This is a genomic window from Streptomyces sp. NPDC050732, assembly GCF_040654255.1.
Taxonomy (GTDB): Bacteria; Actinomycetota; Actinomycetes; order Streptomycetales; family Streptomycetaceae; genus Streptomyces.
Map to the genome: position 1 here is coordinate 120,194 of NZ_JBFAHP010000019.1, position 23,447 is coordinate 143,640.

Here is a 23,447-nt window from a genome sequence, read left to right on the forward strand (position 1 = left end):
GGTGACGCCACCGCCCCTGACCGGCGAGGCCGCCGACCTCCGTCGAGTGACGGCGTCGGCCCCTGCCCTGTGGCGCCCCTGAACTCGACCGGGTGACGGCGCTGTCCACAACCGGCCGGTCGTCCACAGATCCGGTCCATGATCCCCGCGGAGCCGCCGGGCACGGGACGGTTCTCACATGTCTTACCTGCGCCTGGAACTGCTGCTGCCGACGATGGCGGCCCTGCTCGCGACCGTCCTGACCCCGTCCTCCACCACCCCCGCACCCGCTGCCGCCCCTGCGCCCGCTGCCGTCCCCGCGGCGGCGACGACCTGGCCGGTGGGCGTCCGCCCGCCGGTCGTGCGCGGCTGGGACCCTCCGGCCACCGACTACGGCGCGGGTCACCGGGGCGTGGATCTCGCCGCCCCCGTGGGCTCCGCGGTGCGGGCGGTGGCCGGGGGCCGCGTCTCGTTCGCGGGCCGGGTGGCGGGGCGCGGCGTGGTCTCGGTGGAGCTGGCCGGCACCGGGGACCCGCCCCTGCGCACGACGTACGAACCGGTGCGGACGACCCTGAAGAAGGGCGACAGGATCGCGGCGGGCGCACCGCTCGGCTTCCTGGAGCCCCCGACGGGACACTGTCCGACGAGCTGCCTGCACTGGGGCCTGCGCAGAGCCGAGACCTACCTGAACCCCATGTCCCTGCTCCCGCCGTGGCTGCTGCACCAGGGCTCCGCGCGGCTGCTTCCCGTGCACGGACCGCTCCCGCCGGAACCGCGACCGACGGGCCCGTACGGACGAGGGGTCAGCCCCGGACTCCTCGCAGCGCCATGGCCACGGCCGCTTCGGTGATGGCGTCGGGCCGCTCGGCCGCCCCGAGCTCGATGCGCCGCACCGCGGCGTCCACGATGCCCTGCAACAGCATCGCCGCCATCCGGGGCTGCTCGTGGCCCAGCTCGTCGAGCGCCTCGACGATCATCGCGATGAGACCGCCGTGCGCGGCACGGATCTTCTCGCGCGCCCCGGCGTCGAGCTCGCTCGCGGAGATGGCGACCACGGCCCGATGCCGCCGGTCCCCCACCAGGGCCAGCTGCCGCCGCACATACGCCTCAACCTTGCCCTCGGCGGACTCCGCGCCCTCCATCGCCGCCGACACCTCGGCCGCCCAGACGGGGAAGTCGACCTCGCACAGCTCTTCCACCACGGCCGCCCGCGACCGGAAGTACTCGTACACGGAGGACCGGGCGAGCCCGGTGCGCTCGGCGAGTGCGGGGAAGGTCAGCGCCTCCGTACCGCCTTCGGACAGCAGGGACCGCGCGGCGTCCAGCAGGGCGCCGCGCTGCATCGACCGGTGCTCGGCCACTGAGGCCGCTCGAATCCTTGGCACGGCTCCACTTTACGGACGGGACGCCGCACACGGGAGCGGCTGCCGCGCTCGCGCCGCCGGGCAGGGACGATTCAGCGCTCTCAGCGTCCAAAACTCGCCAGCTTCGCCCGCAGCTGCAGCACGGACTTCGTGTGGATCTGGCTCACGCGGCTCTCGGTCACACCGAGTACGTTGCCGATCTCGGCGAGCGTGAGGCCCTCGTAGTAGTAGAGCGTGACGACGGTCTTCTCGCGCTCCGGCAGCGTATTGATCGCCCGCGCGAGCAGCCTGCGCAGCTCCCGGTCCTCCGCGACCTCCACGGGGTTGTCGGCCGCGTGGTCCTCCAGCGTGTCCATCAGGCTGAGCCGGTCGCCGCCGTCGCCCCCCACGTGCAGCAGCTCTTCGAGCGCCACCACGTTCGCCAGCGACAACTGGCTGAAAACCGCGTGCAGTTCCTCCAGCGCGATCCCCATCTCGGCGGCGACCTCGCCCTCCGAGGGGGTGCGCCGCAGCTGCGCCTCCAGCGTGGCGTAGGCCCGCTCGACGTTGCGCGCCTTCTGCCGCACCGACCGGGGGATCCAGTCGAGCGCCCGCAGCTCGTCGATCATCGCCCCGCGAATGCGCGTGATGGCGTAGGTCTCGAACTTGATGGACCGCTCGATGTCGAACTTCTCGATCGCGTCGATGAGCCCGAAGACCCCGGACGAGACGAAGTCGGCCTGCTCGACGTTGGGCGGCAGGCCCACGCTGACCCGGCCCGCGACGTACTTCACCAGCGGCGAGTAGTGCAGGATCAGCTGCTCCCGCAGCCGTCCGTCGCCCGTCTCCTTGTACGACCGCCACAACTCGTCCAGCGACGAGGGCGCGGGGGGCCGCTCCTGCTCGCCGCTACGAGCGGCGGGGGGAACCGCTGCCCGGTCGGACCCTGAGGTGTGCTGGGGCATTCGTCGCCTTGAGCCGTTCTGCCGTGATCTGGTGAGGTCGCGCGAGCCAGGGAGGTCGCGTGCGTCGGGGAGGTCGCGCGAGCCGGTGGAATCACCGGTGGCGCTCGCGCCGGAGCGTTGGAGTGCGTGCGTGGAATGAATGAGTTCGTCCGTCTGGTTGCCTGTCCGTGTCGGAATCCTTGTGAGCGTAGCGTGACTGAGGTGTCGCAGTGAGCGAAGAGTATGGGATCGCGCGTACGCAGATACGTTCCGCTGGGCCCCTTCGGGAGCCGGAGCCGTCGCGCTGAGTGACGGCTCCGACGCGCCAACTACGCGATTTCCCAAGGCCGTCGGGGGTCATCCGTCCGGCGGAACACGCTCGGTCACGATTCACCTCCATCGGGGACGACCGACAGAAACGCCTGGCGTGTCAACTGCCAGCCGTCGCCGTGTCGTTCGACGAACCCCAACGACTGAAGCTCGTACAGTCGCCCGATCGCGTCGTCCTCGGTCGTGCCGGCGCCGATCGCGACGTCCCGCGCCCCGACGCACCCCCGCGCGGGCAGCGCGGCCAGCACGCGCCGCACCCCGGAGGCGAGCAGGTCACGCGGCACGACGGGCCCCCGGCGGGCCGGAGCCAGCTCTCCCATGTCGCCGACCAGTTCGACGACTTCGGCGGCGTCGGTGACGAGGACGCCGTCACCCCTCAGCAGCTCGTGCACACCGGCCGAGAGACCGCTGGTCGCGGGCCCGGGCACCCCCATGGTGAAGCGCCCCAACTCCTGGGCGCTGCGGGCGGTGGCGAGCGCGCCGCTGCGGTAGGCGGCCTCGACCACCACCGTCCCCCGGGTCAGCGCCGCGATCACCCTGTTCCGCAGGATGAACCGGCTGGGCGTCGGATGGTCCCCCGGCGGCAACTCACCGACGACAAGGCCCTGTTCCGCGATCCGCCCGATCAGCTCGGCGTGCCCACGTGGATAGGGCCGGTCGACGCCGCAGGCGAGCACGGCCACGGTCGCGCCGCCGGCCCCGAGCGCCCCTCGGTGCGCGGCGCCGTCCACGCCGTACGCCCCTCCGGAGATCACGACCCAGCCGCGCTCCGCGAGCCCCGCGGCGAGGCCGGCCGCCATGTGCGCGCCGTACTCCGTGCAGGCCCGCGCGCCGACCACCGCCACCGACCGCAGCGCCCATATCCGCAGGGACGGCCGTCCCCGCACCCAGAGCCCGAGCGGGCGCGCGTCCCCCAGGTCGTCCAGAGTCACCGGCCACTCCGCGTCGCCAGGACACACGAACCTGCCGCCGGCCTCCCGCACCACCTCCAGGTCCCGCTCCGGCCGCACCTTGGCCGCCCGCGCCCGCAGCCCCTCCCACCGCCGCGCGCTCGCCCCCGGCAATCGCTCCTGCTCCTCCCCTCCGCCGAGCCGCCGCAGCACCTCACCGGCCCCGACCTCGCGCAGCCACCGCCCGCCGACGACGTCCCCCGGCTCCAGCACCCTGGTCAGGGCGACCCTGGCGAGCCGCTCCCCGTCCAGCGGCGGATCGGGCGTCACGTCGGCGCCCCGAGCGCCGTCGGCACGCCGCGGGAGATTCCCGTGCGCAGTTGCAGCGCGAGGGCGACGTCCTGCGCGGAGGGCCGGTCGTGGCCCGCCAGGTCCGCGACGGTCCAGGCCACACGCAGGACGCGGTCCAGGCCACGGGCGGTCAGGAAGCCGCGCTCCAGATCCACTTCGGCCGCGTCCAGCGCGCCGAGGGCCGCCGGCCAACGGGTGCGCAGCGCGTGCCCCGGGACCTCGCTGTTGGTGCGCCATCCGGTGCCTGCCAGCCTGGCGGCCGCCCTCTCCCGTGCGGCACGCACCCGGTCGGCGACGGTCTGCGTGGACTCCCCGCGCGTGCCGTACCCGGCCAGTTCGGACCGGGTGACGGGTTCCACCTGGACCTTCAGATCGACCCGGTCGAGCAGCGGTCCGGAGAGGCGGGCCTGATAGCGGCGGATGACGGACGCCGGACATTCGCAGCCGTCGCCCAGCAGCGTGTGCCGACCGCATGGGCAGGGGTTGGCCGCGAGCACCATCAGGAATCTCGCCGGGAGCCGCACCACCCCCGCACTGCGGGCGATCACCACGTGCCCCGATTCGAGGGGCTGGCGCAGGGAGTCCAGGGTCTGGCTGCTGAACTCCGGCGCTTCGTCGAGGAAAAGCACCCCGCGGTGTGCGAGGGAGACCGCGCCCGGCCGGGCGATGCCCTTGCCGCCGCCCACGAGGGACTGCATGGTCGCGGAGTGGTGGGGCGCGCAGTACGGCGCGATGTCCACCAGCGGCCTGCCCGGGGGCAGCATGCCCGCCACCGAGTGGACCGCCGTGACCTCCAGGGACTCCTCCCTGGTCAGCCGGGGCAGGATGGCGGGCAGCCGCTCCGCGAGCATGGTCTTCCCCGCGCCCGGCGGTACGTAGCGACGTAGGATCACTGCCACTCAGCGAAGGAAGAGCATGATCCCAGCTCAAAGCGGACCGCTACGGGCCGCTATCTACTGCCGTCTATCTCGGGACGACGACACGTCGACCAGCGTTGCCACCCAGGAAGACGACGGCCGCGCCTGGTGCGCACTGCGCGGGTACGAAGTCGTCCTTGTCGTTTATGACGTCGGGGTCTCCGGCTCCATCCGTCCGGAGGAACGGGAAGGCTTTAAGGAGATCCTGGCGGAGATCCACAGACTGGACGTCGTCGTGGCCAGGAGCCTGGACAGGTACTCCCGTGTAACGGCGCACTTCGCGTCACTGGTCGAGACGCTCGATAACAGGGGCGCCACGCTGGCCGACGTCCAGGGCCAGTGTGACCTCACGTCTCCGTACGGCCGCTTTGTCGTCACACTGATGATCGCCTTCGCCCAGCTCGAACGCGAGACGATCCAGGCCCGCATCCTGCGTAGTCGCCAGGAGCTACGCCAACGTGGCCAGTGGCTGGGTGGGGCCGCTCCCTACGGCTTCCGCATCGTGCCCGACGGCCAGGGCGGTAAGCGCCTGGACCTGGACCCGAGAACGGCCCCTGTTATCCGCACAGTGGTCCAGCGCGTCATCGACGGGCACACGCTGTCGGCCGAAGTCGAACGGCTGAACCAGGAGGGTGTCCTTTCCCCCGCTGACTACCGGAAGGCCCAGCGGGGGGAACTGCCTCCGCCAGCGCCCGGATTCTCGGAGTGGACCTACTCCCCTCTATACGAGCACCTTCGGTCGGAGGTTCTGCGGGGCTACCGCGTCCAAGGCAAGCGCAAGGATCGGCGCGTGGTGCGGAGCGAGTCCGGCCACCCCATCCAGGTTGGTCCGCCGCTGCTTGACGATCAAATGTGGCGCCAGCTCCAGGCGCGACTGGACGAGAACGGCGCCGAGCCCAGGAGACCCAGGCGTAAGGCGTCGCTCCTCCTTCACGTCGCATGGTGCCCGCTGTGTGACGAAACGCTGTACTACAACAGCCGAGAGTATGAGGGCGGCAAGCGCCCAGACCTCTATACGTGCAGTGCCGCCCGGTCCCGCCGTGTACGTGAGGCAGGCCCTTGCCCTGGCGTGAGCGTCAGTGCGTTGAAGCTGGAGAGCCAGGTGGAAGAGTGGCTCCTCTTCACATACGGGGAGTTCCCCTTCGTGGAGCAGGTCCTGACGGGTGGCAACGACACCCAGGCCCGCATCGAAGAACTCCGCTCCGACATTGATGAGCTGGCCGTGTCCCTGGTCGGCCTCCGGGGCGCTGCGAAGGATGCTGTCCTGCGCCAGCTAGACGCTCGTCAAGAGGCGTTGGACGAAGCCCTGGAAGAGCCGCCGCAGGCACCGCGCTGGGTCCTGCGCGAGACGGGCAAGACAGTCCGCCAGGAGTGGGAGGAGCGGGACACGGCAGGCCGCCGGCTCCTCCTTCTGTCCATGAAGATCAGAGCTGCTGTCCAGCCTGCCTACGGGCGCAGGACGTGGGACCCAGACCGGATTCGTATTGGGGCGCACCACGAAGACCCGACCGCTGCCGCGCTGGAGGCTGCCGAGGAGGAGGAGTGGCTGGCCAACATGCCGGACGCGTGACGCACTGACGTAGTTCCCGACAAGTGAACCCTTGGGTGCCCGTCCGGCCGGATCTTGGCGGATGTAGACCGGACGGGCGTCCTCTCTCTCAAGAGGAGTCACCATCATGCCCTACGCAGCGATGACCCGGACTGCTCCCAGCACCACGGCTGAGCAGGGCTTCCGCGTCCACGTAATGCCCGGTACGTCGGCTGAGCACATTCTGAGGGTCCAGGAACTCCTGGAGCTTCAGCGGATGGCACGCAAGCTCTGGGACTGCATCCTCGGCGGCCAGGGAACCGATCGGATGCGCGCTCGTGTGGAGCGCCTGGAGGCAGCACAAGCCGCCCTAATGGGTGCGCCGGAGCTGTTCGCGCAGTGCGGCTCATGCGGCCACGTGCCCGACGTGTCGTCGGAGGCGTTGCCTGCCGCCGCCTGATGAGGGCCACCACGGGCGCCTGAGCGGCAGCGGCATGAAGGAGGGGGTCAGCCCTAGCGGCTGGCCCTCTTTGCCATTCCTGGGACCGCTGAGGTCGTTCACGGCGCGGCCGGCCCGTGGAGCGGGAACGGCTGGGGTCCGACAGAGCGGCTCACGGCGGAGAGGCCGCTGGCCCCCTTTGGTGTGTCAGACCTCCAGACTTTGGAAGGCTCTGACCTGCATAGTTCTTATATTTTTTTGATTGAATCACCTAATAAATAACTCCTACATAGCTTCTGCTCTTTGGGCTTAGCCAAATAGGTGTTACCACTCCAGAGATTCCAGGACAGCGCTACGCGTCGGCCTCCTCCGCCGACTCCCGTTAACCACTCCCCTGGATGGCACACGGCGGCCCCTGACGACGCCTGAAGCTTTCCGTTCCCCTGGCTCCATCCAGCCGCCTCCCAGGCCCTCCAGCGCCTACGTACGCCCTCGCAAGGGGGCTGGCCGTACCTTCACGCTGGCTGGGGGACATCCTCACCGGTCAGTAGTAGAGGCTGCTTCGTCGCCTCATCCCTCGTACGCGGCTATCCCTGCCAGGACCTCCAGCCGCCCCACTGACAACCGCTGGCGCGCAGCGGTATACGAAACAGCGCGCAACTTGGCCCCGGTCGCACGGGTCCGCGTCTCCCGACCTGGCAGGGGGAGACGCGGACTGTGCGGCTGGGGCCTTTTTCGTATCTCGAACTCCCCTGCCAGGAGGCAACATCCCATGCGTTACGACCCACACGACGACTTCGACGGGACCTGTCAGGCCCCTGGCTGCCGGAATGAGATCCCGACCGGCACGCCTCGCAAGCGCAGGGACGGGAGCGATGACCGCCGTTCACTCCGCGATCAGCGCCGGACTTGCTCCCCGAAGTGCCGCACCGCGCTGTCCCGTTCCAGGCGCGAGAAGCCGCGTCCTCTGGTCACGTGCCGCCTGTGCGGCCAACCGTTTCAGCCGCGTGGCAGGGGCCGCTGGACAATCTGTGAGTACGAGTCGGAGGCAGACGACTTTTGCCGAGACCTCCAAGACGAAGCGGAGGACACGGCGTCGCGCCTGATGGCCGCTCGCGCTGAAGCCATCTGCCAGGGCCCTGACTGCGAGGAGCCCATCCCCTACACGGGCCGTGGCCGCCCTTCGAAGTTCCACTCCGCTGCCTGCCGCACCCGCTCGTACCGCTCGACCCAGAAGGGTGCCTGACCGTGGACGCCACCACCCTGATCAAGATCACCGACGAACTGACCGCAGAAGGCTGGCACGCTCTTGATAGCCGCGCAACGGACAAGATGGTCCCCATCATCAAGGCTCTTGGACGGCACAGCGTTAGGGCCAACGACAGCGCCGTCCTGGCTGTCCGTGGCGCCCTGTCGAAGCGTCGCCAGGAGCTGATGAAGCCTGTCCCGGAGCCTGCCGCGCCTGCCGTTGACGATCTGGGCCTCCCTGTGCCCACGACGGAGGAGTTGGCCGACGAAGCAGCGTGGGCCACGGACATGTTCTTCATGTTTGAGCTGACATTTCCCCAGACCGCCGTCTGGACGGTTGGCGACTCCGTGCATGTGAAGTCGCTGAAGCCACTTCCGCACGTCGTCCGTCAGACGGCCTTCCGCGCTGGCATGACGGTGGCCGCCGCCCATGGAGTACCGGACAACCCGCCCACCATGCGGCAGGTCGTGAACGCCCTGATCAAGCGCATGGCTCGCGAAGGCCGCATCAAGCGCTGAACCTCCCTGGTCCGTCCCTTCACGGGGTGGGCCTTGTGAGGTGCCCAGACGCCTTATTGAGGCGCCTATCTCGCCCCTTGGAGCGCATCGTGAGCGACACCCAGACACAGACCCACGGCACGGCTTCCGGCGGGCCCAGTCCTGCGGTCATGCGGGACACGGCGCCGCCTCCCCGCCCAACGTCGCGAGACGCCTTCCAGCGCCAGACGATCCGCGCCTTGATCGCGGGCACGGCGCTGAAGCTGTATGCGTCTGAGGACATCGACCTGGCCGGCCTGGAGGTCCTGGCGAAGCTGGTCGATGCCCAGACGCGTTCCCAGGAGGCGAGCCTTCGGCGGGCCCAGTTCTACGCGCCGAAGGCCGCCCATTGATGGCCGCCTAGAAGCCTCTCTCCACCAGGCAGCCACAGGGTGCCCTGGCCCCTCCTGTTCCACACTCGTGAAGGAGCACCACCCATGTCTGAGAACTCTTTCAACCGCCCCGACTACAACCGCGACGCTGTGAACGCCTACGCGGACGTGACCGGTGTCCCGCCAAAGCAGTACCTCCCCAAGGCCCTCCATAAGCTGGTCGACGCGCGAGACAAGGCGTATGACGCCTTCGCGGACTTCGATAGCGACCACGCCGAACTCCTCCAGGGCAACTGGCAGGACGTCCTACGCGCCCAGGATGAAGCGGCCGGCCGCGCCGCCATCCAGGACGGCCAGGACCCCCTAAACGTCCCCTCTGTCCTAGAGGAGGCCACGCTGAAGCGCCCCCGGATCATCGGCGCGCTGCGGGCGCTTCGGGACGCTGCCATGACGGCTGACAGGGCCCTGGTCACCGCTCTGCGTCGTGAACTCCCTGCCATCGCGGCTCTGATCGAACCTGATGTCACCGCTGCGGCGGAGGAGTACATCAGGATCCAGCGGGAGGCGGACGCGGCCAGGGAGCGTTACGGCGCGAAGCTCCGCCTCCGGTCCTGGGTCACGGAGTGGTCTGTGCTGGGTCTGCGGCCGGACTTCGTCGATACCCAGGCAGCCGCGCCCAGGACGGCATCCGGCGCTGTGGCTGTGGACATGGACAGGCGCCCGGTCGACCGCGGAGCCGCTGAAGTCCGGGTCATCGACGAGTCGTACGACGCTGTGCGCGGTCCTGGCCCAAAGGTCGCGGTGCGCTCGAAGACGAACGGCAACGTTCTGGAGCTGGACGCAGACCAAGCCGCGGCTCTGGTCGGTTCCGGCGCCGCGGAGTACATCGACCAGGAGGAAGCCGCGTGACCGCCCACCAGTTCCCTCCGAGCGGCTGGACACAGCGGGAGTGGGCAGAGCTGTCCGACGCGGAGCGCGCGGAAGTGGTCCAGGCGCTGCCTGTGTCGGCACGTGCGGCCTATCTGTACCGGCCGAAGCCCGACAGCTTCGAGTTGGACAGGTATTGACCAACTTCCCCGGGACCTGGGTAGTTCACGCCACCTGGGGCCCGTCCAGGACCCCGAAAGCAGGCACCGTTAACGACAGCCGCCCTCGAAGGCGCCTGAGACGCCCCTGGAGGCCCTCCCATGCCCCGTAGGGCCATGTCCGTCTGTCCTACCCCTGGTTGCCCCACGCTGACGCCTGGCGGTCGCTGCGAGACGTGCAAGACGCGAGCCAGGGCCCTGCGGTCACCACGCAAGAATGCTGGCCGCGATGCTAGGTGGCAGAGGACCAGCAAGGCGTACCTCAGAGCGCATCCCTACTGCGAGTGTGACGAGTGCGCAGATCTCCCGATGCCACTGAGGCCGGCGGCTACAGAGGTAGACCACATTGACGGTCTCGGACCGTTAGGCCCGCGCGGCTTCGACTGGACGAATCTTCGAGCCATGACGAAGGCCCATCATGCGCGTGAGACAGCACGCAATCAGCCTGGTGGTTGGAACAATCGCGGTCACTGATTGTGACGGTGACCCGGGGGGGTGACCCCCTGGCCCCCTGGGGGCGAGAGACGCGGGGGAGGGCTCTGCCCCCTGCGCCCAGTTCAAACACCGCGATGTGACGCCCGTCACTCACGCTCTGTGAGGGCGCCGGCCTGGCCGCTGTACTCCTGCGCCTTCCAGGCCGCGATGTCCTCCGCAGTCATGGTGACCTCCAGTCCGTTGTCACCGCGGCACCGCCACACCTGGCCGTCCTGGCCGGCTACGCGGTAGGTCGCACCGTGCATACGGAACCGCGCTTCCGCCGTGATGTCCTCCGCGGCGGGCGGCTCCTCCTTCGCTACGTGGCCGCCTACAGCGTGCCCCTCGCGGACCAGAAGCGTCAACGGTCGAATCGGCTCCAGCTCCTCCAGGCCGCCCTCCGGCACACTCGCCCCGCCGAACTGGGACCGCGTGCCCCCTTCGTTGGGGTAGTCCCAGGGCCAGCGCGTGTGTTCCGTCCGGACTCTCAGGTTTCCGTCCGCGTCCAGGACGACGTCGCCAGGGCGCCAGACCGGATGAAGGCTGCTGATGTTCTGCGGCTTCGTCATGCGGTCAAGCTAGCCGCCGCCACTGACAAGGGTGTGGCGCCGCTGGCCGCCGCCCTCCTGGCTTCTGGCCTGGTCGCAACCCTGGCCACGGACAGCTGATAACGCAGCTCCCCACAGGAAAGACCCAGGTCAGACGCTACGGACAGCGGTTGACGACGTCCACCAGGACCAACTCCATGGCCGCCGTGTCCGTCAACGATGTCCGCGCGCTGGCCGCCACCATCCCCCTCACTGAAGGAGCAAGATCACGTGACTGCCCAAACTGCGGTCCCCAGCCGCACTGGCCTCCTGAAAGACGAACTGCGCCCAGAGCCTGGGCGTGCGTGATGGTCTGGAACCCCGTAGCGCGTAGACACCAGGAGGCGCGTGCGGCTGTGGCAGACGCTACGGCTCGCGCTGTCCTGGCGGAGTGGGCGAAGGTCCGGCCGGAGTCTGTGGCCCGTGACTGGGCCAGGCTCCTGCCCCGGGTCACGGCCTACGTACAGGCCGGCCAACTCCACGCGGCGGAGGGCTCCAACACGTTCATGCGTGAACTCTTGGGGCCCGATGCTGGCGCGGAGGTTGACCCCGCCCAGTTCGCTTCCCAGACGCCTGACGGGCGCGACGCGATGGGGCTTCTGGCCCGCAGTGCTCCGGCTTCGATCTCCGCCCAGCGACGGATGTTCAGTCCACGTGCCGCAATGGCCCGCGGTGCTGCCTTCCTGGACCTAGTGGTCCGCACGGTCGTAGCCGACACGGGGCGCCAGGCGGACCAGGCCGCAATGGTCGCCAACCGGGGCGTACGCGCGTACGTACGCGTGGTGGAGCTGCCCGCATGCTCACGCTGCATCATCCTGGCCGGACGTGAGTACGGCGTCTCCAGTGGCTTCCTGCGGCATCCGCGGTGTGACTGCACGATGGAGCCAGTGACCCGTCGGAACCACCCGACTCCGCTGGACGCGGAGGACCTCTTCGAGTCGATGTCTCCGGCGCAACGTCGGAAGACCTTCGGAGAGGCTGGCGCAAAGGCGGTCCAGGATGGCGCCCGCATCTCCTCTGTCGTGAACGCCCGCAAGGGCATGGACAGGGTCGAGATGTTCGGCCGCACGGTCCAGGTGACGCGTGTTGGGACTGGCTCCCGGAAGAAGAAGCGGCCTCCGCGCCTCATGCCGGAGGAGATCTACCGCCTGGCTGGTGATGACCGTAATCAAGCGATCCAGCTTCTCTACAAGAACGGCTTTCTCCGCTGACCGCCGCTGTCCGACTGACTGGCCACCTGTCCGCCAGGTTGTCCGCGCCTGGCGCAACGCTGGCCGCTGGCAGCCGTTAACGACGGACTCTGTGGAAGTAACCACAGGTCAGACGCTACGGACAGCGGTTGACGACGTCCACCAGGACCAACTCCATGGCCGCTCCTCTGCAACTGTCCGGCCAACCGCCGGAGCCTGTCCGCGCCGCTGGCTGCGCCTGGTCACGCTGTCCGTTCACGATGTCCGCTTGGCCGGACAAGCCGAAGCCCCAGTGACCGCCCTGTCCGCAGGGTTGGCCGCTGGGGCTTCCTTCATTGGTGACGCCCTCTTGCGCTACCGACTCTGTAGGGCGAACCCTTGCAATCGGCTGCAATCGAATCGACACAGCGGAGGGGAAGCCATGAAGCTTCGATTCCTAGGGATCATCCCGAACACCCCCGCCAACGAGTCGCCCACCATTTGGCTAGACGAGGACAGCGGGGATCTGCTGATCCAGTCCTACAAAGCCACGGAAGAAGAGGTGAAGGCCTGCCAGGAAATCGGTTCGATCCCTGGCCATGGGACGGACGTCCCCGACCATGAAACGATCATCCGACTGCCAAAGGTGATGCTGGAGTTCATCCCCCAGCCTGACAGTAAGGACACGGCGAGCGGTGCCAGCGAAGACGCTTGAAGAAGAATGGGCCAGCGTCACCAGGAGCGCTGTCCATCTGGAGATGCGGGACAGCTACATCCGGGACGATCCGGGGTTCATCGCCTGGCAGGAGGGACGCACCGCTGAAGCAGTGGCCCGGTACCAGCCGTGGACCGAACTCATGAAGCAGGCAACGGCCCGCGGAGTCGTGGTTCGGCGGGCACGGATCATAAGTGAGCCACTGTCGGATTACTGCCGCTTCGAGTATGACGTTACCGACGCGGTGAACGTCGCTGGCGGTGAGCTGGTTCGGTGGCTTCCCCGCCGCCGCGCTTCAGACATTGCCCTGCCCGGTAACGACTTCTGGGTCTTCGACGGTGCGCACGGAACGTTCAATCACTTCACGGGGGAAGGGGCGTCGGCTGGCCCGGAGCCCTTCAGTGACCCCCGCGTGGTGAAACTCTGCGCTGACGCGTTCGAAGCTGTGTGGGAGCGTGCCACACCGCACGAGGACTACAAGATCAGCTAGCGCTACATGACCACATCGTCCAGTGTCCAACAGGCACGGCAAGCTCTGGCCGACCGCCTACGGGAGTTGGTCAGGGATGCCGGCCTGGACGGCAAGGACCTTGCTGCGCTCTGCGGATGGCACCCGTCCAAGGTGTCCCGCATCTCCAGGGCGAAGACGCAGCCCAACGCCGACGACATCCGGGCGTGGTGCCAAGCCTGTGGCGCGGAGGACCAGGCAGAGGACCTGATTGCCTCTCTACGGGCCGTGGAGGGCATGTGGGTGTCCTGGCGCCGGATGGAGCGTACGGGCCTACGTCGTGCCCAGGAGGCGGTTCTACCGCTGTATGAGCGCACCGCACACTTCCGCGCCTACTCGCCCAACTTCGTCCCTGGCCTCATCCAGACCTACGGCTACACAGAGGACGTTTTGCGCGCTGTCCAACGTCGCCGTGTGGCCGTTGACGACGTAGCCGACGCGGTGGCATCCCGTATGGAACGGCAACACGTGCTCGATGATGGACAGAAACGCTTCGCTTTCCTTGTCGAAGAATCCGTACTGGGCAACGCTCTGGGCGACGCCGACACACAGGCGGAGCAACTGGACCGACTCCTGACCGCGGGCACCGCTCCGAACGTAAGCCTGGGGGTCGTCCCTACCCGTCTTGGCCGACCGCGTATGCCTGTCGAAGGGTTCTGGATCTTCGACACAGCACAGGTGAACGTGGAACTAGTGTCGGGTCACCTGACCATCACCCAGCCCAGCGAAGTCAAGGCGTACGCCGACACGTTCGCCACGCTGGCCGATATGGCGGTCTACGGCGACAAGGCGCGAGCGCTGATCACCAGGGCCCGGGAGTCGCTGCGGTAATCCGCATGCAATCGTGTGCAATGGCCTGTGAGTTGGGGCTCCGTCGTTTCTAGCGTGGTGGGTATCGAACCACGTGAGGGGCAGCGAATCATGACCATGCCAGCCGAGCACGCCGGTAAGACAGCCGACCAACCACCGATCAGAACCCCGGCCATCGATCACGCCGACCCCATTCTTCGGGTACTGCCCTGGAGAACGGATGATGGCAAACCGTGTCTGCTGAGTACCGACACCCCCAGCGGTTTCATGTCGCGCCTGGCCGACAACGTGGAGGCGGCGCAGACCGACGCGGCGAAAACGGTGCTGACGGAAGCGGAGCGGGCCCTGACGAACCCTCTCTCAACGCGTGCGGAAGTGGAGTACGCCGGACACAGGCTTTCCGAGAGCCTCAAAGACGTTCTGACGATTGCTGAATCGCGTCTCGAACGCCTGTTGGCGGGGACGCCCGTCGACACGGAGGGGACAGAGAAGTGACCACCCGTTCCGTGTTCCGATTCGTCGACCACACCATCCGACATGTGGAGGGTGGGGGCTGGGAATTCCAAGCCGAGTGCCTGTCTAAGGACTGCGAGCGCAGCAAGAGCGGTCCTTCAAGCAGTCAGAACGTGATCCAGGACTGGGCCCTGAAGCACACAGCACAGACAGGCCACAGTCTCTTCCGCCGGATGGCCGCGGACCTGGCGGAGGTCACGCGCGACGAGTAGACCGGCCTCCCCACACGGCCCCTGACTCCGGTCGGGGGCCTTCTGCATGTCCGGACCCGCATCCACGAACGAAGGGACGCAGAAAGGGGGAGTCCATGGTTTGATGTCCTTCCTACTTCACTGCGTACCCGCGCCCGGCGGCCCTTGCAGGAAGAGGTGGTGGGCCCCTGCCGCGGCCACCTCGACGGCGGTTCTCGCCGATGCCTGTCCGACGACATCGGCCAGGTCCAGCCCGTGGGCGTCGTCCAGTGCGCCGCTGAGGCCCGTGCCGACGCCGGTGCCGGGCACGCAGAGCCCCGCGAGCAGCGGGTCGGGCCGCCCGGGCTCGTCCGGCTCCTCCTCCGGCACGGGCTCGTCGGTCAGCACCGCGATGAGCTGCCGCAGGCTGCGCACTCCGAGGACGGAGACGCCGGGGACCAGCGAGGCCTCGGCCGCCGTGCACTCCGGCACGACCACCTGCTCATACCCCGCGTCGGCCGCCGCGAGGACCGCGGGCAGCACCCCGAGGACCGGTCGGACCCGGCCGTCGAGGCCGAGCTCACCGATCATCACGATGTCGGCGAGAACCCTCGGGTCGATCCGCTCGGCCGCCCCGAGGACCGCACAGGCCACAGCCAGGTCGAAGCCACTGCCGCCCTTGGGCACCGACGCCGGGCTCAGTCCGACCGTGAGCTTCTTCTGGGGCCACTCGCCGCCCGAGTTGACCACGGCCGCCCTGACCCGGTCACGGCTCTCGGTGAGGCTCTTGTCCGGCAGGCCCACCAGCGTGAACGCCGCCACCCCCGGCTCCAGATCGGCCTGCACCTCGACGACCACGCCCTCGACGCCGACCAGCGCCACCGAACACGTACGCGCGAAGCCCATCAGGCCACCCCTCGCACGTGCTCGACCACGGGAACGCCGCGCTGTGGAATCAGCACACCGACCAGATCGATGCGGACTCCGCCGGGCGGTGGGCCGCCGCGCTCCTCGATCCAGCGCTCGGCCAGCCTCCGCAGCCGCTCCGCCTTGATCCGGTCCACGGCCGCCATCGGATGCTCGAACGGTGTGCAGCCGGGCCGGCCCGCCCTGCGCGTCTTGACCTCGCAGACGACGAGGGCATCGCCGTCCATGGCCACGATGTCGATCTCACCGGTCCTGCCCGCGCGCCAATTGCGCTCAAGGACCGTCATCCCCGACTCGACCAGCCGCCGCGCGGCCAGATCTTCGCCGTACCTGCCGAGTGCTCCCCGTGCGTTCATGTCGGCACCACCTCCGGCACCCACAGTCACGGATCAGCCCGCACCTATTGGATCTTGGTGCACAACTCGTCGATTGTGGAAAACTCGGCCACCCCCGCGAGTGAACCTCGCCGCACCGGCCGTAGCACCCTCAGCTGCCCGGCAGTTCGAGATCGCTCTTGTTGAGCTCCTCGATGTTCACGTCCTTGAACGTGAGGACCCGCACCTGCTTCACGAACCGAGCCGGCCGATACATGTCCCACACCCAGGCGTCCGCCATGGACACCTCGAAGAAGACCTCGCCCTGGACCGAGTGCACCTGCATCTCATAGTCATTGGTGAGGTAGAAACGCCGCTCGGTCTCGATCACGTATTTGAACAGACCGACGACGTCGCGGTACTCCCGGTAGAGCTTCAGCTCCATCTCGGTCTCGTACTTTTCGAGGTCCTCGGCGCTCATGGCATGTTCCCCTTCAGCCGTGCGTCCCCCTATTGTGCGTCAGCCCCGCGAGCCCCTACACGATTTCCGTGTCGAGGATCTGGGGCCTGGCCGGGGGCCCCTCGTCGAGCAGCCTGCGAAAGAGCCCGGCGAGTCTGGTCGGGTACACCGTCTCATGCGCCTCGGTCAGTTCACGGCACGTCCACCAACGTGCTCCCGCGACACTGCGCCTTTCCAGCTCCGTGAGGCCCTCGGCGACAGTCGCGGTCTGCGACGTACGCGCCAGGTAGTACCACTCGTCCTGGTCCCAGCGCCGTCCGGCGAACGGGAAGGAGCACAGGCGCCGCCACAGCACCGGGCCGAGCTCGACAGCTGTGATGCCGGTCTCCTCGCGCAGCTCACGCAGCGCCGCCTGCTCCCGTGTCTCGTCGCCCTCGACCCCGCCGCCCGGCGTGAACCACCAGTCGTCCGCCGGATCTCCCGGCTCATGGCCGTGCAGCAGCAGGATGCGATCGTCCGGATCGAGCAGGACCACCCGGGCCACCCGGCGCAGCGGCCGCCCCGAGAAGGACGCCGTCTCAGCCGACACTCGCGGTCTCCCGCGCACCGCTGCCACCGCGCCGGCGGCCCAGGCGCTTGGCCAACGGACCGTACGCCCCGCCGCCCAGGACGAGGACCATGCCCGCCACGACGGCGATCACCAGCATGCGCAGCGGTCCGGGGTCCGAGACGCCGCCCGGCAGCTCCGCGAAGCCCTCGGGCCGTGCCAGCATGCCGAACCTGTCCATCGGCCAGGCCACCGCGTCGACCCGCCCCTGCACGGCGTCGCGCGGCACCGATCCGTTCTGCCCGTCGTCCAGGTGCACGGTGGAGTCCAGGGAGCCGCTGCGCTCGTCGCCGAGCAGGAACAGGCGACCCTTGGGGACCGTCGTGGCGGGGATGCCGGAGGCGGCGAACTTGTCCTCGGGGAGATACGGTTCTGCGATCTCCTTGCCGTTGACGGTCAGTTTGCCTTTCTCGCAGCAAGCGATCCGGTCGCCGCCTATGCCGACGACACGCTTCACCATCGGCAGGTCGCCCCAGGTCTTCTGCTTGAAGACGACGACGTCGCCGCGGCGCACCTCGTCGCCGTCGATGCGCTGCGCGAGCACGCGGTCGCCCGAGCCGATCGTCGGCGCCATCGAACCGGTGGGGACGGTGTACGGCTGGTACAGGACGGCGCCCCAGACGAACCCGCCGAGGAAGAGCACACAGCCGAGGGCCACGGCGATGCTCGACAGCGTGCTGCCGAGCCGTCCGCGGCCCTCGTCCGTACGTTGCGTCCTGCTCATCCCAGTGCTCCCCCGTCTTGGAGACGACCCCGCCGTCCGTACGTACGGACGGCGGAAGATCAGCGATCTGGGACGGCACCCTACCCGGCGGTACTGCCGCCAGAAACCCTCGCGGCCCGGGCGGCGGCCACCGTGAGCCGGCGTCGGCGCCACAGCACGAGCGGCACGGCACCCGCCAGTCCGAGGGCGCCCGGCGCCGCGCCGGCGAGCGCGTTGATGCCCGGCTGGTCGAAGGTGTCGGGCTTGGGCAGCGTCGCCCAGCGGGTGGGCGGCCAGGCGATGACGATGGCGCGGCCCACGACGTTGTCCACGGGGACGGCGCCGCCGCCGGGCTGGTTCTGGTGGTAGCGGGAGTCCAGCGAGTTCTGCCGGTGGTCGCCCATGACCCAGATTTTGCCCTTGGGCACGGTCTTCTTGAACTGGCCGCCCTGGTCGTCGACGCTGCACGGGGTGTTGCCCGCGAAGACGTACGGCTCGTTCAGCGCCTTGCCGTTGACCTTCACCGGTCCTGTGCCCTTGCACTCCACGGTGTCGCCGCCGACCGCGATGACGCGCTTGATGAGGTCCTTCTCGTCGGCGGAGGGCATGAGGCCGACCCAGCCGAGGACCCGCTGGATCGCGTTCGGGTCGGGGGTGGGCTCGCCGTCCAGCCAGTGGCCGGGGTCCCTGAAGACGACGACCTCGCCGCGCTCGGGCTCGGAGCCGAACCACGGCGTCAGCTTGTCGACGAGGACGCGGTCCCCCTGCTGCAGCGTGTTCTGCATCGAGTCCGAGGGGATCGAGAACGCCTGGACCAGGAAGGTCTTGATCAGGAGCGCCAGGACCAACGCGATGCCGATGAGGAGCGGGAGCTCCTTCCAGAAGGAGCGGGGCTTCTTCGGCTGCTTGGCGTCCCGTCCGCTCGTCGCCCCTTCACCGCCGTCACTGCCGCCGTCGCCGGCGTCACTCCCGGGGGTCGCACCGTCCACGACGGCATCGACGCCCGGCTCGTCGGATCGTCCCGGCCGCTCTTCGGGCCCCTCGTGTCCGGATCGTGCGCCGACCGCCAAATCCCCCACATCCACTCCTCAGTCCGTGCCGCCGCCTGCCCCAGATGCGATGCAGGCCCACCACTCCCATAACGAGCGGGAGTTCCGCAGGGGTCGGGAGCCGGATCAATCCGTATCGATCGCCGGGGGCCACCCTATGCGACGCTCCTGTGGCCCTGTCCGATCCCGCACGCGCGTCGGGAACCGACGCATATGTCTCCGGCTTCTCCAGTTTGCGCCAGTGGCCGAAGGGCCAGCCGATGACGACGGCGCGTCCGACCACCTCGTCCTCGGAGATGGTGCCGCTGAACTTCTCGGAGCGGTGGAAGCGGGAGTCGGCGGAGTCGCTCCGGTGGTCGCCCATCATGAAGAGGCGTCCTTCGGGGACCTTCACCTCGAACTCGAAGGCCGACGGCTTGTCCCCGGGGTGGATGTACGGCTCGTCCAACGGCACTCCGTTGACCGTCACCTTGTCGTTCTTGTCACAGCACTTCACGGTGTCACCGCCGACGCCGACGACCCGCTTGATCAGGTCCCGCTCGCTGTCGGAGGGGAGCAGGCCGATCTGGGTCAGCCCTTCCTTGACCTGCTTGACGACCACCGGGTCGTCCTTCTTCTTGCCTTGTTCCTCTTCCAGCCAGGTGCCGGGGTCCTTGAAGACGACGACCTCGCCGCGCTCCGGCTTCGAGCCGAACCAGGGGGTGAGCTTGTCGACCAGGACCCGGTCGCCGACCCGGATCGTCTGTTCCATGGAGCCCGACGGGATCACGAAGGCCTGCACCAGGAACGTCTTCAGGACGAGGGCTATCAGCAGCGCCACGCCTATGAGGAGGGGTATCTCCTTGATGGCCGAACGTCGTCTGCGCCGCTTGACCTTCTTCGCGAGCTTGCGGCGCTCCGCCCGGCCCGGCAGTACGGGCCCTTCGGTCGGCCGGGATCCGGTGGGGAGCCTGGTGTCGGCGTGGTGTCCGGCGGCGCGGGTCCGCCCGCGGCTACCCATGCGCGCCGCCCGGTGCGGGCACGCGCGCGTAGCTGTCGGGGCGCTTCAGGGAGGTCCAGCGGCCGATCGGCCAGGCGATCCAGTCGGCCCTGCCGATGACCGCGTCGACGGGGATCATGCCGCCGCCGGGCTGCCCCAGGTGGTCGCGGGAGTCACGGGAGTCACTGCGGTGGTCGCCGAGGAGGAAGAGGCTGTCCTCCGGGACGACGACGTCGAAGGGCACCTTGGAGGCCGCGTCCCCGGGGTACAGGTACGGCTCGTCGACGGGCTCGCCGTTCACCTTGATCCTCCCCCGCTTGTCGCAGCAGACCACCCGGTCTCCCCCGGTGCCCACGACCCGCTTGATGTAGTCGGCATCTCCGAAGTAACCGCTGCCGTCAAAGACGACCGCGTCACCCCGCTGCGGCTCGGAACCGAAACGGTACGCCAACTTGTTGACGAGCACCCGGTCCCCGGAGCGGAACGCGGGCTGCATGGAGCCGCTCGGGATCTGGAAGGGCTGCAGGACGAAGGCGCTGACCAGGAAGAGGGCCCCCACGCACACCAGGAACGTCAGCGTGAGCCGGCCGCCCGGCAGCCACTCGACGAACGACGCAAAAACGGAGCGCGACCGTTCCTCCGTCTCCTCGGATGCTTCGGCGACGTGCGGGACGTCTCCGGAATCGGAGGGTGTGGAGGAGCGGTCGCGCTCCGTGTGCTGTGCTTCGGTGTCCATCGGGGCCAGATGCTATCCGGCCCCGCCGCGGACCCGCGCGGGAGCTCAGCTCTCGCGCTTCTCCTTGATCTTCGCGGCCTTGCCGCGCAGGTCACGGAGGTAGTACAGCTTCGCGCGACGCACGTCACCGCGGGTGACGAGCTCGATCTTCTCGACGATCGGGGTGTGCACCGGGAAGGTGCGCTCGACGCCCACGGAGAAGGAGACCTTGCGGACCGTGAAGGTCTCGCGCACGCCGGCACCCTGGCGACGGATGACTACGCCCTTGAACTGCTGCACACGGGAGCGGTTGCCCTCGATGACGCGGACGTGGACGTTGACGGTGTCACCCGGGCGGAAGGCCGGGATGTCGCTGCGCAGCGACGCGCTGTCGACGGAGTCGAGCAGGTTAGCCATGATCGTCTGCTTTCTTCACTGATGCCACAGGTCATCAGCGGAACGTGGTGATGAGGATTCGGTAGCTGATCGCGTCGGGCGGGCGTCATTCCCCCTGTGGCAGGGGCGCACGCTGGACGTACAGCAGCGGCCTATTCTTCCACGGCCTCGGGGTCTCGCCCAAATCGGCCGTCGGGCCCCGGCCGCCACCCCAGGATCGAGAGCATCTCGCGGTCCTTCTTGTCGAAGACCCCGGGGTCGCAGCGCTCGATGAGATCGGGCCTGTTGCGGGTGGTGCGCCGGAGCGCCTCGTCCCGCCGCCAGCGCGCGATCTTGCCGTGGTGGCCGCTGAGCAGGACATCGGGGATGCCGTGCCCGCGCCACTGGGGAGGCTTGGTGTACACCGGGCCCTCCAGGAGGTTGGCCATGGCTCCGGGGGCGAAGGAGTCGTCCTGGTGGGACTCGGCGTTGCCCAGGACGCCGGGCAGGAGCCGGGCCACCGCCTCGGTGACGACCAGGACGGCGGCTTCCCCGCCGGCGAGGACGTAGTCACCGATGGAGACCTCGTAGACGGGCATGCGGGTCGCGTACTCGTCCGTGACGCGGCGGTCGATGCCTTCGTAGCGCGCGGGCGTGAAGACCAGCCAGGGGCGCTCGGAGAGCTCCACGGCGAGTTCCTGCGTGAAGGGGCGGCCGCTGGGCGTGGGGACGACGAGGACGGGCCCGTGGGCCCCTGCCTCGTACCCGTCCGCGAGCACGTCGTCGAGGGCCGCGCCCCAGGGCTCGGTCTTCATGACCATGCCGGGGCCGCCGCCGTAGGGGGTGTCGTCGACCGTGTTGTGCCGGTCGTACGTCCACTCCCTCAGGTCGTGCACCTGGACGTCGAGCTGCCCACGCGCGCGTGCCTTGCCCACGAGGGAGACGTTGAGCGGTTCCAGGTACTCGGGAAAGATCGTGACGACGTCGAGCCGCATTACGCCGTGCCCTCCGAAGCAGCCCTGTCCTCCGCGGCGTCCTCAGCGTCCGTCGCGTCCTCCGCGTCCCGCGCGGAGGCGATCTCGGCGCGGTCGTCGATGAGGCCGGGGGGCGGGTCGATGATCGCCCGCTGCTCCTCCAGGTCGATCTCGACGACGATCTCCTCGACGAAGGGGATCATCACCTCGCTGCCGTCGGGCCGCTCCACGATGAACAGGTCCTGCGAGGGCAGGTGCGAGATCTCGGTGATGCGACCGACCTCCGTACCGTCCTCAAGGACGACGTCGAGGTCCATGAGCTGGTGGTCGTAGAACTCGTCCTCTTCCTCGGGGAGCTCTTCGGGGTCCACCTCGGCGATCAGGAGGGTGTTGCGCAGGGCCTCGGCGCCCGTGCGGTCGCGCACGCCCTCGAAGCGCAGCAGGAGGCGGCCGCTGTGCACCCGGCCGGTCTCGATGGTCAGCGGGCCGGTGGAGGCGGGGTCCGTGGCGAGTACGGCGCCGGGGCCGAGCCGCAGCTCCGGCTCGTCGGTGCGGACCTCGACGGTGACCTCACCCTTGATGCCGTGCGCACGGCCGATGCGGGCGACTACCAACTGCACTGCTTTTCTCCTCGTTCACGACTACGGGCCGGGGAAGGCCCTGAAGCCCTCCCCGGCCCGAGCCGGTGCTGCTGTGGTTCTGAGAACCCGGTTCAGCGAACCTGGTCCACGTCGACGAGGTCGACGCGGACACCGCGGCCGCCGATGGCGCCCACGACCGTGCGCAGAGCGCGTGCGGTGCGGCCGTTGCGGCCGATCACCTTGCCGAGGTCATCGGGGTGGACCCGGACCTCGAGAACGCGTCCACGGCGCAGGTTGCGCGAGGCCACCTGCACGTCGTCGGGGTTGTCGACGATGCCCTTCACGAGGTGCTCGAGAGCCTCCTCGAGCATGCTCAGGCCTCGGTCGACTCGGTGGACGCAGCGTCAGCCTCGTCCGCCTTCTTGTCAGACTTCTTGGCCTTCTGGGTGATGGCCTCACCCTTGGCGTCGTCGCCCTCAAGGCCCTTGGTGAAGGCCTCGAACGCAGCGCGCTTGTCCTTGGGCTCGGCGACCTTCAGCGGCGCCGGGGCGGGCAGACCCTTGTGCTTCTGCCAGTCACCGGTGAGCTTCAGGATGGCCATGACCGGCTCGGTCGGCTGGGCGCCGACGGACAGCCAGTACTGGGCGCGCTCCGAGTCGACCTCGATGCGCGACGGGTTCTGCACCGGGTGGTACAGGCCGATCTCCTCGATGGCCCGGCCGTCACGGCGGGTACGGGAGTCGGCGACGACGATGCGGTAGTGAGGCGAACGGATCTTGCCCAGACGCTTCAGCTTGATCTTGACTGCCACGGGAGTGGTGTCTCCTGGTCTTGACGTGGGTGGGCACAACGGTGATGCCGCGTGGGGTTGCGGTACTCGAGTGCCCGATGGAC

General features: G+C 68.8%; 28 protein-coding genes and 2 pseudogenes. 12 read left to right on the forward strand and 18 right to left on the reverse strand.

Translation table 11 applies throughout. The features are described 5' to 3' along the window. The first annotated feature begins 178 nt into the window (after nt 1-178). A complete protein-coding gene (locus AB0H82_RS19235; protein WP_362994206.1) occupies nt 179-829 on the forward strand; it encodes a M23 family metallopeptidase in 651 nt (216 codons plus the stop codon). On the opposite strand, the gene AB0H82_RS19240 is transcribed toward AB0H82_RS19235, so the two are convergent. The 4 genes and pseudogenes from AB0H82_RS19240 to AB0H82_RS19255 form a co-directional block, all read right to left on the reverse strand. Then, nucleotides 783-1,340: a helix-turn-helix domain-containing protein gene (locus tag AB0H82_RS19240; RefSeq protein WP_362994267.1), complete on the reverse strand. Its 558-nt coding sequence runs from the start codon at nt 1,338-1,340 to the stop codon at nt 783-785. The genes AB0H82_RS19235 and AB0H82_RS19240 overlap by 47 nt on opposite strands. A gap of 104 nt (nt 1,341-1,444) precedes the next feature. Continuing rightward, nucleotides 1,445-2,287 (reverse strand): RNA polymerase sigma factor WhiG, encoded by an 843-nt coding sequence (gene whiG, locus AB0H82_RS19245; protein ID WP_362994207.1) that lies wholly within the window; start codon nt 2,285-2,287, stop codon nt 1,445-1,447. A 362-nt stretch (nt 2,288-2,649) separates the two neighbouring features. Beyond that, entirely contained in the window at nt 2,650-3,816 is a 1,167-nt protein-coding gene (dprA, locus tag AB0H82_RS19250; protein ID WP_362994209.1) for a DNA-processing protein DprA, read from the reverse strand. Next, nucleotides 3,813-4,709: pseudogene (locus AB0H82_RS19255) on the reverse strand (ATP-binding protein); the annotation flags it as partial. The pseudogene AB0H82_RS19255 and the gene dprA, both read right to left, overlap by 4 nt. Nucleotides 4,710-4,752: 43 nt before the next feature. On the opposite strand from AB0H82_RS19255, the gene AB0H82_RS19260 reads away from it, so the two are divergent. From AB0H82_RS19260 to AB0H82_RS19285, 6 genes are all read left to right on the forward strand, one after another. Continuing rightward, a complete protein-coding gene (locus AB0H82_RS19260) occupies nt 4,753-6,324 on the forward strand; it encodes a recombinase family protein (protein WP_362994211.1) in 1,572 nt (523 codons plus the stop codon). Between the two features lie 106 nt (nt 6,325-6,430). Continuing rightward, entirely contained in the window at nt 6,431-6,742 is a 312-nt protein-coding gene (locus tag AB0H82_RS19265; RefSeq protein WP_362994213.1) for a hypothetical protein, read from the forward strand. A 1,227-nt stretch (nt 6,743-7,969) separates the two neighbouring features. Then, complete coding sequence (locus tag AB0H82_RS19270) at nt 7,970-8,488, forward strand: hypothetical protein (protein ID WP_362994215.1); 519 nt, start codon at nt 7,970-7,972, stop codon at nt 8,486-8,488. Nucleotides 8,489-8,577: 89 nt separating this feature from the next. Beyond that, nucleotides 8,578-8,859 carry a hypothetical protein gene (locus AB0H82_RS19275; RefSeq protein ID WP_362994217.1) on the forward strand — a complete coding sequence of 94 codons (282 nt, stop codon included), beginning with the start codon at nt 8,578-8,580 and terminating at the stop codon, nt 8,857-8,859. An 84-nt stretch (nt 8,860-8,943) separates the two neighbouring features. Continuing rightward, entirely contained in the window at nt 8,944-9,747 is an 804-nt protein-coding gene (locus tag AB0H82_RS19280) for a hypothetical protein (RefSeq protein ID WP_362994219.1), read from the forward strand. Then, nucleotides 9,744-9,905: a hypothetical protein gene (locus AB0H82_RS19285; protein ID WP_362994221.1), complete on the forward strand. Its 162-nt coding sequence runs from the start codon at nt 9,744-9,746 to the stop codon at nt 9,903-9,905. The genes AB0H82_RS19280 and AB0H82_RS19285 overlap by 4 nt, the downstream gene beginning before the upstream one ends. 599 nt (nt 9,906-10,504) lie before the next feature. Here the strand turns inward: AB0H82_RS19285 and AB0H82_RS19290 are convergent. Then, nucleotides 10,505-10,966: a hypothetical protein gene (locus AB0H82_RS19290; protein ID WP_362994223.1), complete on the reverse strand. Its 462-nt coding sequence runs from the start codon at nt 10,964-10,966 to the stop codon at nt 10,505-10,507. Between the two features lie 524 nt (nt 10,967-11,490). Here AB0H82_RS19290 and AB0H82_RS19295 point away from each other — a divergent pair. The 5 genes from AB0H82_RS19295 to AB0H82_RS19315 all read left to right on the forward strand — a co-directional run bounded on the left by AB0H82_RS19295 (nt 11,491) and on the right by AB0H82_RS19315 (nt 14,681). After that, nucleotides 11,491-12,195: a hypothetical protein gene (locus AB0H82_RS19295; RefSeq protein ID WP_362994225.1), complete on the forward strand. Its 705-nt coding sequence runs from the start codon at nt 11,491-11,493 to the stop codon at nt 12,193-12,195. A 400-nt stretch (nt 12,196-12,595) separates the two neighbouring features. Continuing rightward, entirely contained in the window at nt 12,596-12,868 is a 273-nt protein-coding gene (locus AB0H82_RS19300; protein WP_362994228.1) for a hypothetical protein, read from the forward strand. Further along, nucleotides 12,849-13,358, forward strand: a complete 510-nt coding sequence (locus AB0H82_RS19305; protein WP_362994230.1) for a DUF6879 family protein — start codon at nt 12,849-12,851, stop codon at nt 13,356-13,358. The genes AB0H82_RS19300 and AB0H82_RS19305 overlap by 20 nt, the downstream gene beginning before the upstream one ends. Before the next feature lie 6 nt (nt 13,359-13,364). Then, complete coding sequence (locus AB0H82_RS19310; protein WP_362994232.1) at nt 13,365-14,207, forward strand: helix-turn-helix transcriptional regulator; 843 nt, start codon at nt 13,365-13,367, stop codon at nt 14,205-14,207. A 90-nt stretch (nt 14,208-14,297) separates the two neighbouring features. Beyond that, a complete protein-coding gene (locus AB0H82_RS19315; protein ID WP_362994234.1) occupies nt 14,298-14,681 on the forward strand; it encodes a hypothetical protein in 384 nt (127 codons plus the stop codon). 356 nt (nt 14,682-15,037) lie between these two features. On the opposite strand, the pseudogene AB0H82_RS19320 reads toward AB0H82_RS19315, so the two are convergent. The 13 genes and pseudogenes from AB0H82_RS19320 to rpsP form a co-directional block, all read right to left on the reverse strand. Further along, a pseudogene (locus tag AB0H82_RS19320) lies at nt 15,038-15,775 on the reverse strand (magnesium chelatase domain-containing protein); the annotation flags it as partial. Then, the gene (locus AB0H82_RS19325; protein ID WP_362994236.1) at nt 15,775-16,182 is read right to left on the reverse strand and encodes a YraN family protein; all 408 of its coding nucleotides are present in this window, start codon (nt 16,180-16,182) and stop codon (nt 15,775-15,777) included. The pseudogene AB0H82_RS19320 and the gene AB0H82_RS19325, both read right to left, overlap by 1 nt. A gap of 100 nt (nt 16,183-16,282) precedes the next feature. After that, nucleotides 16,283-16,591, reverse strand: coding sequence for a DUF2469 domain-containing protein (locus AB0H82_RS19330; protein WP_005311352.1), 309 nt, complete (start codon nt 16,589-16,591; stop codon nt 16,283-16,285). Between the two features lie 55 nt (nt 16,592-16,646). Further along, nucleotides 16,647-17,159 carry an NUDIX hydrolase gene (locus tag AB0H82_RS19335; RefSeq protein ID WP_362994239.1) on the reverse strand — a complete coding sequence of 171 codons (513 nt, stop codon included), beginning with the start codon at nt 17,157-17,159 and terminating at the stop codon, nt 16,647-16,649. Next, the gene (gene lepB, locus AB0H82_RS19340; protein ID WP_362994241.1) at nt 17,149-17,901 is read right to left on the reverse strand and encodes a signal peptidase I; all 753 of its coding nucleotides are present in this window, start codon (nt 17,899-17,901) and stop codon (nt 17,149-17,151) included. Before lepB (AB0H82_RS19340) ends, AB0H82_RS19335 begins: the two co-directional genes overlap by 11 nt. Nucleotides 17,902-17,981: 80 nt before the next feature. Beyond that, complete coding sequence (lepB, locus tag AB0H82_RS19345; protein WP_362994243.1) at nt 17,982-18,959, reverse strand: signal peptidase I; 978 nt, start codon at nt 18,957-18,959, stop codon at nt 17,982-17,984. Then, nucleotides 18,844-19,929 (reverse strand): signal peptidase I, encoded by a 1,086-nt coding sequence (gene lepB, locus AB0H82_RS19350; RefSeq protein WP_362994245.1) that lies wholly within the window; start codon nt 19,927-19,929, stop codon nt 18,844-18,846. Before lepB (AB0H82_RS19350) ends, lepB (AB0H82_RS19345) begins: the two co-directional genes overlap by 116 nt. Then, entirely contained in the window at nt 19,922-20,644 is a 723-nt protein-coding gene (gene lepB, locus AB0H82_RS19355; RefSeq protein ID WP_362994247.1) for a signal peptidase I, read from the reverse strand. Before lepB (AB0H82_RS19355) ends, lepB (AB0H82_RS19350) begins: the two co-directional genes overlap by 8 nt. Before the next feature lie 45 nt (nt 20,645-20,689). Then, nucleotides 20,690-21,040, reverse strand: a complete 351-nt coding sequence (gene rplS, locus AB0H82_RS19360; protein ID WP_055569038.1) for a 50S ribosomal protein L19 — start codon at nt 21,038-21,040, stop codon at nt 20,690-20,692. 131 nt (nt 21,041-21,171) lie between these two features. Then, nucleotides 21,172-21,993, reverse strand: coding sequence for a tRNA (guanosine(37)-N1)-methyltransferase TrmD (trmD, locus tag AB0H82_RS19365; RefSeq protein ID WP_362994249.1), 822 nt, complete (start codon nt 21,991-21,993; stop codon nt 21,172-21,174). Then, nucleotides 21,993-22,592 carry a ribosome maturation factor RimM gene (rimM, locus tag AB0H82_RS19370; RefSeq protein WP_362994251.1) on the reverse strand — a complete coding sequence of 200 codons (600 nt, stop codon included), beginning with the start codon at nt 22,590-22,592 and terminating at the stop codon, nt 21,993-21,995. The genes trmD and rimM overlap by 1 nt, the downstream gene beginning before the upstream one ends. Before the next feature lie 92 nt (nt 22,593-22,684). Continuing rightward, nucleotides 22,685-22,924: an RNA-binding protein gene (locus AB0H82_RS19375; protein WP_014176063.1), complete on the reverse strand. Its 240-nt coding sequence runs from the start codon at nt 22,922-22,924 to the stop codon at nt 22,685-22,687. Nucleotides 22,925-22,926: 2 nt separating this feature from the next. Further along, on the reverse strand, nt 22,927-23,364 hold the full coding sequence (gene rpsP, locus AB0H82_RS19380; RefSeq protein WP_362994253.1) for a 30S ribosomal protein S16: 438 nt from the start codon (nt 23,362-23,364) through the stop codon (nt 22,927-22,929). Nucleotides 23,365-23,447: the final 83 nt, after the last annotated feature.